Source organism: Pseudomonas protegens (assembly GCF_003363755.1).
GTDB classification, from domain to species: Bacteria; Pseudomonadota; Gammaproteobacteria; order Pseudomonadales; family Pseudomonadaceae; genus Aquipseudomonas; species Aquipseudomonas danubii.
This window is the reverse complement of the sequence record NZ_CP031396.1, coordinates 5,077,059-5,089,328: the sequence shown is the minus strand read 5'-3', so window position 1 is coordinate 5,089,328 and position 12,270 is coordinate 5,077,059. Positions and strand designations below refer to the sequence as shown.

Here is a 12,270-nt window from a genome sequence, read left to right as displayed (position 1 = left end):
CCCCTGAACCCACCCTGGCCGGGAACACCCGGCCAGCTTGCACAGCCCTTTTGTACCCCCTGGCTTTATCGACACAGACCCATCCCCCAAGCCCCCTAGAGAGAGGCCGACGATGATCGATAGCGCACAGCTCCACCACTTGCCCAGGGCCATCGCCGCCCAATCCCTCGGGGACATCAACAGCCTGCTGGCCAGCATGGCCCCGATCACCCCCCTGCTGGACTGCATTCCCAGCGCCGTGTTTTTCATCAAGGACCTGCAGGCCCGCTACCTGATCGCCAACCTGACCCTGGCCCAGCGCTGCGGCTTCAAGAACATCCGGCCATTGCTCGGCAAGACCTCCGCCGAAGTCTTTCCGGCGGTGCTCGGCCCGGTCTACACCGAGCAGGACCAGCGCGTGCTGCGCCAGGGCATCACCATCAAGGGCCAACTGGAATTGCACCTGTACGGCAGTCGCGAACCCGGCTGGTGCCTGACCCACAAACTGCCGCTGTATGGACACGACCGACAGATCATCGGCATGGCCGGCATCTCCCTGGACCTGCAGGCAGCCCGTGACACCCATCCGGCCTACGAGCGTTTGGCGGCCGTGGACCGGCATATCCGCGAGCACTACAGCGAAGCCATCCGCCTGCAGGACCTGACCCGCATCGCCAACCTGTCCACGGCGCAGCTGGAGCGCTACTGCAAGCGCATCTTCCACCTCACGCCCCGGCAGATGATCCACAAGGCACGCCTGGAACACGCCTCACGGCTGCTGCTGACCCAGGAGCCGATCACCGAGGTGGCGCTGCAATGCGGCTACACCGATCACAGCGCCTTCAGCCGGCAGTTCAAGTCCCTGACCGGACTCAGCCCACGGCAGTTCCGGCTCAACGCCACGACGTAGCCAGGACTTACGCCTGGCAGAAGGTGCAATAGTCGAACAAGCCCGTGAAGCCGACCTTGCGGTAGATCGACAGGCCGTCGAGAGAGGCCTCGAGCACACAGATTTTCGCGCCCTGGGCCTGGATCAGGCGCAGCACCGAGTGGATCAGCGTCGTGGCATAGCCCCGCCCCTGGCACTCGCGCAAAGTGCCGATATCATCCAGCCGCGCCACCCCTGGCCCCAGGGACAGCGTCAGGGCACTGACCGGACGCTGGTCGACATACAAAGTGAAATGGCGCAGAGACCTGCCGGCCAGCAACGCCGCCCGGTGCCGCTCCAGGTACAGCTCGATGCCTCCGCCATCGGGCTCGAACGCGCTCTGCACCGGCAGCCCCCAATCCTCCAGATGCTCATCGGTGCAACGCACATCCGCCAATGGCGCCGATACCTCCTGCGCTTCGTAGGTCGCCAGATCGAGCACCATGCAAGTGGTCTTGTCCGCGGCCATCAGGTGCTGCTGTTGCAACTGCAGACTGACCCGCGACACCTGCGCCTGAGGGATCACCACACAGAACGGCATGCCGGTGCGCTGCAGGAACGCCACGCCCTCGGCCAGTTGCTCGCTGTTGTCGCCAGGCCGGTCCTTCATCATCAACAGATTCAGGCTGCTGGCTTCAAGCCCGGTGCAATAGGCACTCAGATCGGCGCCGAAGCGCCGATGGAACTGCGAGATGGAAACAAAGAAATAGTCTTCCGCCTGGTGATACAGATCGATGATCGACGCGCTGGGCACCTGCGCCATCTGCTACCTCCTTGAGCCTCGCGACGCGCCATGCGCCGCCTGACCCGGGCCACGTTAAGCCCACAGGCCCAGCGGCTCCAGCACAATCCTGTTTTATTGTGCGAAGGGATGTTCTGAGGTGTAAGCAAAAAGCGGAGCGCCTTGCTCATGTGGCGAGTTCCGCCGCCACATGAGCTGCAACAGTGCAGTTCTCAGCGCACGGATGGCCTATTCGTAATAACCCACAGTCTTCTTCAAGTGATCCGCATACTCGTAGATTTCGTCGACGGAACTGATCGGATGACGTGTCTCGACTTTGTCCTGGTCGAAAATGCCGATGTACTTCTGGGCTCGATTGAAATGCAAACGGCAGATGGGCTTGCGATTGTTATCGTCGAGCAAAATACCGAAGTAGCTCTGGGTATCGCGCTGGACAATACGCTTGGCATCAACCACTGAACGCACCACCGCCCGCACAATGTGATACGCCTCCAGCTCCTCCAGCGTAGTGAAGATCTTTTCCTCAGATCCGTCCGTCTCAGTGGTCTCCTGCACATCGTTGATAGGCGCCGAGTGCTGATTAATGACCACCTGGCTGGAGCCACTCATTGCCGACTTGAGACGATCATTGATCTGGTCATTGAGAAACTGACCGAGCGCCTTGCGGGTCAATTCATAAAACTGCTCCCGCACTTTTTGAGTGATCACACCTTCATAGACCCGGGACGCAAAAACCTTCACCAAGTCGTCGTCGGGTTTGCTCACCTGAGACGCAATGACCTTCTTGATCTGGCTGACGTACTTCAACTCCCCCGCTGCACTAAGAACCGATTCAACGTCAAACGCCGACTTGGTCAACTTGATCAATTCAGGGACGGAGTATTCGTCGATATCCAGCAGATCAAGTTCAAGGAAGGGCTTTTCATCCATCTTGTTCGGCGCATCCAGATCGGTGAAGAACTTGTAGACCTGACCATTAGTAAGAATGGAAATGCGCGCACTGGTGACATGAAAATAACGAAACAACTGAGAAGCATGATTGATGTGCAGCGGCTCACCGATTTTCTTGCACTCGATGAGTATCTGCACCTCTCCATCCTTGATGATCGCGTAATCGATCTTCTCGCCCTTCTTGGTTCCAACATCACAGACGAATTCAGGGGTCACCTCCATGGGATCGAAGACGTCATAACCCAGAACCGTATTGATAAAGGGCATGACGAAAGCGTTCTTCGTTGCCTCTTCAGTTTGAATGGCTGCGCCTTGCAAGCGCACCTTGGCAGCAAGACTGGTTAGTTTTTCGAAAAATTCCATGAGCGACCTCTGACTGATACCGATCCGTGAGTTAGCGTGCTGGCACTTTGACCGCCAATAGATACTAGACACAAACCGTCACCTAGACAGACATCCACATCAAGTGAGGCGCACTTCAGTCAAGGGCAACACTAAACCGCGGACGACATCAATGATGCATCAGCAAGTCTCATAGACAGACAGAGGTGAGGGAGGAACGCTGAACAGCCGCTTTGCACTCCTCCAACGATCAGGAGTGGCTGATCATCACTCAACCATCCAAGCGCTCGGTGTGACGTCCAGCCTGGATGGCCTTGGCCATTTGCAGGTGGTTCTCCAGCTTGGGCAGGGTTTCCTCGGCGAAGGCCTTGAGTTGAGGCACGTCACTGGTTTGCGCCTGTTGCTGGATCTGTCGGATCGCCGCTTCAGTGGCCTTGATCTGGTTGGCGGCATAGGCACGGTCGAAATCCGTCCCCTCGGGTAGCGGCGGCATCAAGCGCTTGGCCTGGTCCATGACCTGCTCTCGGGGGGCCACCGGCAGGTCCAGTTGCCTGGCGATTTTGGCCAGGTGCTGGTTGGCCGTGGTGCGATCGTTGATCACCTGAATGGTGTATTCCTTGACCGCCCTGGACGAGGTGTGTTGATGCGCCAGGCGGCTGGCTTCGATATCGGCCATGCCCTTGGCCGAGGCGTCGTCGATAAAGGCCGCGGGGGACTGGGCCAGGGCGTTGCTGGCGCCAAGGCCGAGCAGCAGGGCCAGGCCGGCACGACCGAGGATGGTGGCCATGGGGTTCATGCTGGGAGTCTCCTCTTGCAAGTCAGTACGGCGGGAGCCACAGCACCCGCCTGCATAGGGAAAACCCGAAGCCGCAAAGGTTTAGAAAAATCGCCGGTGGTACGACGAATGGCGAGTCGTTCAGGCCGGAAGCAGAGCCTCGCCCCTGGCCTGGACCTCAGGCGCTGGAGCGGCTTTTGCGCTCGCGCTTGACCGCGTACATCGCCTCATCGGCGTGCTTGAACAGCTGCTTTTCTTCCAGGCCATGTTCGGGGTACAGGCCAATGCCGATACTCGGCAGGATATTCAGCGAATGGCCATCCAGGCGCAGCGGCTCGTTGAGCGCGTGGCGAATCTTCTCGGCGACACGCTGGGCATCGTCGCTGTGCTGCACGCTCTCCAGCAGCACCACGAACTCATCACCGCCCATGCGTGCCACGGTGTCGGTTTCCCGTACGCAGCCTTTGAGGCGATTGGCCACCGCTTGCAGCAGCATGTCGCCCACAGCATGCCCGCAGGTGTCGTTGACCTCCTTGAACTTGTCCAGGTCGACATACAGCAAGGCCATGCGTCCCGAGTCGCGCCGGGCCCGAGCCAGGGCTGAACGCAAGCGCTCGCGCAGCAGCTCACGGTTAGGCAGGTGAGTCAGTTGATCGTACTCGGCCATGTAGTGCAGGCGCGCATGCAGTTGCGCCCGTTCGATGGCCGCGGCGAGCTGGGCGCTGACGTACTGCAGCAATTCCAGCTCTGCCTCCCCGTAGCCCCGGGCACCGGGTGCACTTTTGACCATGAGCACGCCGATGGTGCCCTTCTGCGAATTCAGTGGCACGCCCAACCAGCAGCGAGGACCTTGAACGACGGCGAACTGGTTCCACAAATCCCGGCTCGACGGACACTCCGGTGCCAGCAGCAAGGACTGGCCGTGCCGCAGCACCTGCGCGCAGAAACGCCCGATCAGGGTCCCGGGCAGTTCCGGGCTGCTTTCGCAGTCATCGACATGGTAGGGAAAGTTCAGGCTATCGCTGCGCTCGTCGTACAGCGCCAGAACGAAATTGAGCGCCGGCAGCCACTCACCGATGATCCGATGCACATGCTTGAACAGCACCAGCAGGTCCTCGGTGGCGTGGGCCGCTTCGGAAATGGCATACAACGCCGCCTGTTTCGATTCAGCCTGTTTGCGCTCGGTAATGTCCCGGGCCACGGCGATGCGCAACTGGTCCACTTCCGACCAGCGCGCCGACCAGAGGATGTGCGCCACCCGCCCGTCCTTGCGCAGGTAACGGTTCTCGAAGTTGGGCTTGGGCACGCCCCCCATGATTTCCCGGGCGGCCTGCAGGGTGCGCTCACGATCGGCCGGGTGCACCAGCTCGATCATCGGCCGGCCGATCAGCTCGTCGGCGGTGTAGCCGAAGACCCGCTCGCAGGCGGCACTGACAAATACGAAACGACCCTGGCTATCTACGGCGCACACGACGTCCAGAAGCAGATCGATGAAACTCGCCAGAGGCGCGGAGTTCTTGGTTGCCATCAGAGAAAGCTACTACCCATGAAAAATGCACTGAGTACCCATCCCTTGAGCCCGGTCAGCCAGTGACGAACACCGGCTGAACACCACCCTCGCACTCCGCGAGCGGCGTTATGCCTTGTTGCCGATCAGCCCCGGCAGCGCATGCAGCAGGGCATTGATCGCGAAACCGATGAACATCACCCCGCAGACCCGGGTGATCGCCAGCTCGTGACGCTGATACCAACTGCGTACCTGCCGCGCCCCCACCACGCCGATGAGAATAGCGTAAGCGCCGAGACCGCCCAGGAAGCTCAGGGCAATCAGGCCGGGAAGCATGGACCAGCTGAGCAGCTCCGCACGACTGGACAGCAGGGCGGTGAACGTCGCCACCGCCACCGGATAAGCCTTGGGGTTGGTCAGGCCGAAGATGATCCCGTGCCAGAACGGATTGCGCGCTGCACCCTGAGGCTCATCGCCATTGCCACCACGACTGCGGATCGCCCGCAGCCCCAGCCAGAACAGGTACAGACCGCTGAGCACCCCGAGCATGTTGAAGGCGTCGCTGCCGATTTCCCGGGCGCCGACAATGGCGATCAGTGCCGTACTGCACCAGACCACATCCCCCAGCAAGTGCCCGCAGAGAAACCCTGCGCCAGCCTGTCGACCACGGGAAGCGCCAATACCGAAGACCGCCAGGACACCGGGCCCGGGGGTGATCGCGTAAATGAAACCCGAGGCGATAACAGCCAGCAACAGCGATGAGGTCATCAGCAAGACTCCAGAACGGATGCACCTCACGGCAACGCCAGGCACAGAACGAATCTGGCGGATTCTGCACGATCAAGGCACCTTGCCACCAGCGGCTTTCGTCAGCTGCTTCCCGGTAGCGGCGCCTCAGTCGGCGGGGTAAAAGCGCATCCCGGCGTAAGGATGTTCGCGACAGGCCCGTAATCGCGAAGCCAAGTCACCGACATGAGCTTCCAGTCGATGCCCATCGGGATCGAGAAAATAAAACGACGCGCCCTCGCTGCGGTTGTCGCGCCACTCCGGCACTCGCGCCTCACGCAGGCGCTGGACCAGCGCTGCAAAATCCACAGCGCCGACGCCAAAGGCGTAATGGGTGTAATCGGCAACTGCCGGTGCCCGCCGTTGCCGGTCCAGGGAAAGGCACAGCCATAGTCCCGGCAGTGACAGGTAGGCTCCCGCATCCCAGGTGGCCTCCAGACGCAGTTGCAACAGCGAGTGATAGAAGGCCAGGCTGCGGGGCAAGTCGCTGACCGCCAGGGTCAGGTGATTGAGGCCGGTGAGCATCGATTACTGTCCTTTCAGGGCTTTGCTCAGCGCATAGCGCTGGCCGTCATAATGCAGGGTCGCCAGCGTGTTCCTGGGCGGCAGATCACGGCTTTCACAGCCATCACGGCCCTTGAAATGCCTGGTGCTGACTTCACGGGTACGCACGATCAGATCGGCGTAACCGTTGCGCTGGCCACTGCCGACTTCCAGGGTCCGGTGCAGGGTCCGGGAGCGGCCCTCGCACTCACTGCCCCAGCCAAACTCGCCGTGGCTCTCATCCATCACCAATCCTTCGAGCAGCGGCAGGACTTCCTTGTCTTCACGTCGATACAGGGTCAGCACGCTTTTCTCGTAGGGCATGGCACTGGAGCTGTGGTGATAGAGAACTCGCAGGCCAAAGGCTCGCTGCTCTTTATTCAAACGGTAGCGCCCGGTGTCGATCTGCAGCCCCTGCAGGGCCACGGCATCGGAGAACAGAGCGCTATCCTTGTAGTTGCTGGCCAGGGTCCAACCGGAGTCGATGTCCTGCAGCGATACGTCCAGGCTGTAGCTGCTGACGTCGCCAGCCTGGCTCCCGGGCATGGGCGTCGCCCGGGCACTGATGCTCAGCTCCGGCTCTGCGGGCCAGGGCTTGCAGACATAGAACTCTCCGGGAATACCCGTCGTGTTGTCGCACCCCGCCTGCGCCGCCGTGACACCCCCCAACCCGGCACAAAGGGCCAGGCCCAGGCCGCATGACTCAAGCCACTTCATCAAAACTCCCTCAGATACCGCTGTAGCCATTGGGCAGCACGTAACGCTGGCCGTCGTAATGCAGAGTGATGAGCACCGGCTTGGCGGTCACGGACTTGGACCGGCACTCCTCCCCGACTTTTTCGCTCCGGGTACTGACGCTGACCGAACGCACGATCAGGTCGGCATAACCGTGGCTGCGGGTCTTGGCGATCTCCAGGGTACGCGTGGTTTCAGTGCCCTCGCCGGCGCACTGGCCATCCCATTCGCCGTTGTAGGAATGGGCCAGGAACTTCTCCAGCACCGGGCGCAGGGTGCTGCCTTCGCGCACATACAGGCTGAGCCAGACCTGATTGAAAGGGTTGACCCGGGACGAGCCCTCGAACGCAGCCCGAACCCCAAAGGCCCGCACTTGTGGCGCCAGTTGGAAGCGCCCGGTGTCGAGTTTCACGCTCTCCAGGCGGAAGGCGTCGGAGACGAAAGCCACAGGCTGCCTGTAACTGGCCAGGGGCTTGCCGCTGTTGCGGTCCAGCACCGCCAGTTGCAGGTTGTAGGTGCCGTCACCGTTGCCGGTGTCGCTGGGGTCCGGGACCTGTTCCGACAGCAGGCTGATGCTCTGGTCGTCGAAGGCCGGCCAGTCCTTGCACAGGGAAAAGCCCGGAACCTCGGCATTGCGGGGCGGCGGCAGGCACTGGGCCGCGACGGATGTGGTGCCGGCCAGCAGCGCCAGGCTGCCCAGAAGCGGGATCAAAGAAGAGCGACGGAACATTCACGACTCCTTGTGACAGGCGGATACAGCGCGATTTCAGGTCGCACTATCCTCTGCCCCGTCGACGCTTTCAACGCTGGGAGCACGGGTCCGGGAATAAGGCCGCCATATTGCTCAGGCCGATCCTCAGGCCGGCTACCCGGCACCCGGGGGTGGGTGATATCCGGCTGGCCTTACCTGATTCCCTAGCGGGTACGGGGGGACCGGCTACAGATACTGCGAATGTTCCACACTCAACGTCGGCCACCGCAGCAAGGGTGAGGGCTTCACCGACAAACCGGCTCTTGTAGGAGCTGGCTTGCCAGCGAAACGGACCTGCCCGTTCCTCAAAACGCGCTACGGAAAATCTCTTCGATCTGCCGTTGATCCGCCGGACGCGGGTTGGTCAGGCCACAGGCGTCTTTCAGGGCGTTGGCCGCCAGCAGCGGAATGTCCTGCAACTTGGCGCCCAGTTCCCGCAAACCGGCGGGGATTTCCACGTCCCGAGCCAAGGCGCGAATCGCCGCGATTGCCGCCTGGGCTCCCTCCTCCGGGCTGAAGCCTCGAATATCCGCGCCCAGGGCGTGGGCCACATCGGTCAGGCGCTCGGCACAGACGCTGGCGTTGAAGCTCTGCACATGGGGCAACAGCACCGCGTTGCACACGCCATGGGGCAGGTCATAGAAACCGCCCAACTGGTGAGCCATGGCATGCACGAAGCCCAGGGACGCGTTGTTGAAGGCCATGCCGGCGAGGAACTGCGCATACGCCATGTTCTCCCGGGCCAGCAAATCGCTGCCGTCGTGCACCGCCTGGCGCAAGTTCGCGCTGATCATGCTGATGGCTTTGAGCGCACAGGCGTCGGTGATCGGGTTGGCGGCGGTGGACACATAGGCCTCCACCGCGTGGGTCAGGGCGTCCATGCCGGTGGCGGCGGTCAGGCCCTTGGGCATCGCCACCATCAGCGCCGGATCGTTGACCGACAGCAGTGGCGTGACGTTGCGGTCGACGATGGCCATTTTCACGTGGCGCGACTCGTCGGTAATGATGCAGAAGCGGGTCATCTCGCTGGCGGTGCCAGCGGTGGTGTTGATGGCAATCAACGGCAGTTGTGGCTTGCTCGACTGGTCGACCCCTTCGTAGTCGCCAATGTGTCCGCCGTTGGTTGCACACAGGGCAATGCCCTTGGCGCAATCATGGGGCGAGCCGCCGCCCAGGGAGATGACGAAATCACACTGCGACTGCTGCAACTGCGCCAGCCCTTGCTCGACGTTGGCGATGCTCGGATTGGGCTTGGCGCCATCGAAGATCACCGAATCGATGTCCTGCATGGCCAGCTTCTCGGCGATCATGCCCGCCACCCCGGCCTTGGCCAGGCCGACGTCGGTGACGATCAGCGCCTTGCGAAACCCATAATTGCGAATGGCGCTCATGGCCTCGTCCAGGCAATTGATGCCCATGATGTTGACGGCTGGGATGAAGAAGGTGCTGCTCATGAGGAAGTCTCCAGGCGAATGCCCAATGCGGGGTGTCGATTCATGTCTGCCCGACAGGATCGACTCATCGGTCACGGGCGATCTTGATCTGGCTCAAGGGTCGGTCGTGATAAAGTCGGCGCCCTGATGACCTTCTGCCTTGAGACCAATGACCGCGATGACGGATTTCCAGGAATTTGACGCCGAACTTGAAGACTGGAACGCCCTGGGCACGAGCACACCGTTCAATGGCCTGCTGATCGGCAACGGTGCCAGCCGTGCCGTCTGGGAAGACTTTGCCTACGACTCGCTGTTCGAAAACGCTCGCACAGTGGAAGAAAAGCCCCTGAGCCAGTCCGAGCTCAGCGTCTTCGAAGCCCTGCAGACCCGCAGCTTCGAACAGGTACTGGGCGCATTGAAAACCACCAGCCGGGTCAACAAGGCCCTGGCCGTCAGCTCGGCGGCGCCGCGCAACCGCTACTACGCGATCAAGGAAGCCCTGATCAACACCGTGCATGCGGTGCACATCCCCTGGCGCCTGGTACAGCCGCAAAGCCTGGCGGCGATCAACCAGGAACTGCGACGCTATCCCACGGTGTTCACCAGCAACTACGACCTGCTCAACTACTGGGCGGTGCAGCACGACAACCAAGGCATCGATGACCTGTTTCACGGCGCCGATCCGGCCTTCGCACTGGGCACCACCTCCAGCGCCGCTACCCGCTTGCTCTACCTCCACGGCGGCCTGCACCTGGTGCGCAACCTGGACGGCAGCGCGCGCAAGCTGAGCTCCACCGAAGGCACCCTGCTGGGCAGCTTCGCCATCAACAACACCCTCAAGACCCTGGACGACGTGCCGCTGTTCGTCAGCGAAGGCCCCCTGACGGACAAGCTCAAGACCATCCGCAGCTCGGACTACCTGTCGTTCTGCTACCAGCAACTGCTGGACCACAGCGGCGCCCTGTGCATCTTCGGCCACAACCTCGGCCCCCAGGACCAGCACCTGGTGCAGGCGATCCGCCAGTCGGCCGTCACGACCCTGGCGATCTCCATCTACCCGCGCAGCGCGGCGTTCATCCAGCACCAGAAGCGCCACTACACCAAGCTGTTCGAAGGGTTGGAGTTGAACCTGCGCTTCTTCGATTCCAAGACCCACGCCCTGGGCAACCCGGCCCTGTCGGTGCCCGTGGAACGCTGATTGCGCCGGGCGCGGGAGTCCTTGGGATCGCTGCGGGCCTGCGGACCGTTCGCAGCCTGCGGCAGCGGCTACAGGAAGTGGTCGGGTTCATTCTTCGTTGCTGTGTACCACCACTAGCAACTGCGCCTGCTCATCCCCCAGGGAGCGGATGCGGTGGGGTTTCTGCGCGTTGAAGTGCAGCGCGTCGCCACGGTTGAGAATCACCCGCTCGGTCATGAAATCTACTTCCACCTGGCCTTCATGAACAAACAGGAACTCCTCCCCCAGGTGTTCCTTGAAGGTCTTGTCACTGAACTCTTTGGCCGGGTAGATGATGAACGGCAGCAGGTTGCGCTCGCTGACCTGATGGGCCAGCACCGCATAGCCCGGGGTCTGGTCGTTGGCCGCCAGTGACTGGCGCTCATCGCTGCGCACCAGGCTGTAGCTGTCGAGGCTGAGGCTGTCTTCGGCGAACAGTTCCTCGACCTTGACGTTCAGCGCCTTGGCCAATTTCAGCGCCGCCGCGATCGACGGGGTGTTCAACCCGCGCTCGACTTTCGACAGATAACTCTTGGTCATCCCGGATTTTTCGGCCAGGGCCTCCAGGGTCACGCCAAGTTTTTTTCTCAATAATTTCAAACGGATAGACATGTGGAGCGATTAATCCATCTAGAAAACAACGATTGGCGCTTGCCAATGACACAAAGTGTCATATAGCCTCTTTAGTGTCATTCGCATTCACCCAACAACCTTGCAAGTAACAGGTGAAGTGCAAACCCGACGTCCATTGCACCCTCACCAAGGACCCCGATATGGCCAAGACATTAGCACTGCCCAAGGACCAACTGATCAAGCAAGCCCTGACCCAGATGCAAAACACCCTGGCGGATAATACGTGGACCGACCGGCAAAAGCTGGCCCTGACCTGCCGCATTCTGTTCGAGAACGGTCACGACTCGGGCCTCGCCGGGCAGATCACCGCCCGCGGCCCGCAACCGGGCACCTACTACACCCAGCAACTGGGCCTGGGTTTCGATGAAATCAGCGCCAGCAACCTGCTGCTGGTCAACGAAGACCTGGAAGTCCTGGAAGGCCACGGCATGCCCAACCCGGCCAACCGCTTCCACAGCTGGGTGTACCGCGCCCGGCCAGACGTGAACTGCATCATCCACACCCACCCGACCCACGTTGCCGCGCTGTCGATGCTGGAAGTGCCGCTGGAGGTGTCGCACATGGACCTCTGCCCGCTGTACGAGGACTGCGCCTTTCTCGAAGCCTGGCCCGGGGTGCCGGTGGGCAACGAAGAAGGCGAAATCATCTCCGCGGCCCTGGGCGACAAGCGCGCGATCCTGCTTTCCCACCACGGTCAGCTGTCCACCGGGGCCAGCATCGAGGAAGCCTGCGTCATCGCCCAACTGATCGAGCGCGCAGCCAAGCTGCAACTGCTGGCCATGGCCGCCGGCACCATCAAGCCGATCCTCCCTGAGCTGGGCCGCGAAGCCCACGACTGGATCTCCAAGCCCAAGCGCCACGGCGCCGCCTTCAACTATTACGCTCGGCAAAACCTGAAAAAACACGCCGACTGCCTGAACTGACCCACCCCCCTATGCCTTGCAGGAGT

At 61.6% G+C, this 12,270-nt stretch carries 13 protein-coding genes; 3 read left to right on the top strand and 10 right to left on the bottom strand.

The features are described from left to right. The first annotated feature begins 112 nt into the window (after nucleotides 1-112). Nucleotides 113-889 (top strand): AraC family transcriptional regulator, encoded by a 777-nt coding sequence (locus DWF74_RS23055; RefSeq protein ID WP_102861566.1) that lies wholly within the window; start codon nucleotides 113-115, stop codon nucleotides 887-889. A 7-nt stretch (nucleotides 890-896) separates the two neighbouring features. Here DWF74_RS23055 and DWF74_RS23050 read toward each other — a convergent pair whose 3' ends face one another. The 9 genes from DWF74_RS23050 to yiaY form a co-directional block, all read right to left on the bottom strand. After that, the gene (locus DWF74_RS23050) at nucleotides 897-1,670 is read right to left on the bottom strand and encodes a GNAT family N-acetyltransferase (protein ID WP_102861565.1); all 774 of its coding nucleotides are present in this window, start codon (nucleotides 1,668-1,670) and stop codon (nucleotides 897-899) included. A 207-nt stretch (nucleotides 1,671-1,877) separates the two neighbouring features. Continuing rightward, nucleotides 1,878-2,963 carry a type I restriction endonuclease gene (locus DWF74_RS23045; RefSeq protein WP_102861564.1) on the bottom strand — a complete coding sequence of 362 codons (1,086 nt, stop codon included), beginning with the start codon at nucleotides 2,961-2,963 and terminating at the stop codon, nucleotides 1,878-1,880. 250 nt (nucleotides 2,964-3,213) lie between these two features. After that, a complete protein-coding gene (locus DWF74_RS23040) occupies nucleotides 3,214-3,738 on the bottom strand; it encodes a DUF4142 domain-containing protein (protein ID WP_115581777.1) in 525 nt (174 codons plus the stop codon). Between the two features lie 157 nt (nucleotides 3,739-3,895). Then, nucleotides 3,896-5,245, bottom strand: coding sequence for a sensor domain-containing protein (locus DWF74_RS23035; protein ID WP_102861562.1), 1,350 nt, complete (start codon nucleotides 5,243-5,245; stop codon nucleotides 3,896-3,898). Nucleotides 5,246-5,353: 108 nt separating this feature from the next. Continuing rightward, the gene (locus DWF74_RS23030; protein WP_115581776.1) at nucleotides 5,354-5,992 is read right to left on the bottom strand and encodes a LysE family translocator; all 639 of its coding nucleotides are present in this window, start codon (nucleotides 5,990-5,992) and stop codon (nucleotides 5,354-5,356) included. Nucleotides 5,993-6,118: 126 nt separating this feature from the next. Next, nucleotides 6,119-6,535 (bottom strand): fosfomycin resistance glutathione transferase, encoded by a 417-nt coding sequence (fos, locus tag DWF74_RS23025; RefSeq protein ID WP_115581775.1) that lies wholly within the window; start codon nucleotides 6,533-6,535, stop codon nucleotides 6,119-6,121. A 3-nt stretch (nucleotides 6,536-6,538) separates the two neighbouring features. Then, nucleotides 6,539-7,270 carry a hypothetical protein gene (locus DWF74_RS23020; protein WP_102861559.1) on the bottom strand — a complete coding sequence of 244 codons (732 nt, stop codon included), beginning with the start codon at nucleotides 7,268-7,270 and terminating at the stop codon, nucleotides 6,539-6,541. Nucleotides 7,271-7,280: 10 nt separating this feature from the next. Continuing rightward, complete coding sequence (locus DWF74_RS23015) at nucleotides 7,281-8,018, bottom strand: hypothetical protein (protein ID WP_115581774.1); 738 nt, start codon at nucleotides 8,016-8,018, stop codon at nucleotides 7,281-7,283. Nucleotides 8,019-8,344: 326 nt separating this feature from the next. Then, nucleotides 8,345-9,493 (bottom strand): L-threonine dehydrogenase, encoded by a 1,149-nt coding sequence (gene yiaY / locus DWF74_RS23010; protein ID WP_102861557.1) that lies wholly within the window; start codon nucleotides 9,491-9,493, stop codon nucleotides 8,345-8,347. A 157-nt stretch (nucleotides 9,494-9,650) separates the two neighbouring features. Between yiaY and DWF74_RS23005 the strand changes: the two genes are divergently transcribed. After that, a complete protein-coding gene (locus DWF74_RS23005; protein WP_115582480.1) occupies nucleotides 9,651-10,670 on the top strand; it encodes a DUF4917 family protein in 1,020 nt (339 codons plus the stop codon). A gap of 87 nt (nucleotides 10,671-10,757) precedes the next feature. Here DWF74_RS23005 and DWF74_RS23000 read toward each other — a convergent pair whose 3' ends face one another. Continuing rightward, nucleotides 10,758-11,300 carry a helix-turn-helix domain-containing protein gene (locus tag DWF74_RS23000; RefSeq protein ID WP_102861556.1) on the bottom strand — a complete coding sequence of 181 codons (543 nt, stop codon included), beginning with the start codon at nucleotides 11,298-11,300 and terminating at the stop codon, nucleotides 10,758-10,760. A gap of 161 nt (nucleotides 11,301-11,461) precedes the next feature. Between DWF74_RS23000 and DWF74_RS22995 the strand changes: the two genes are divergently transcribed. Then, nucleotides 11,462-12,244, top strand: coding sequence for an aldolase (locus DWF74_RS22995; RefSeq protein WP_102878683.1), 783 nt, complete (start codon nucleotides 11,462-11,464; stop codon nucleotides 12,242-12,244). The last annotated feature ends 26 nt before the right edge of the window (nucleotides 12,245-12,270 follow it).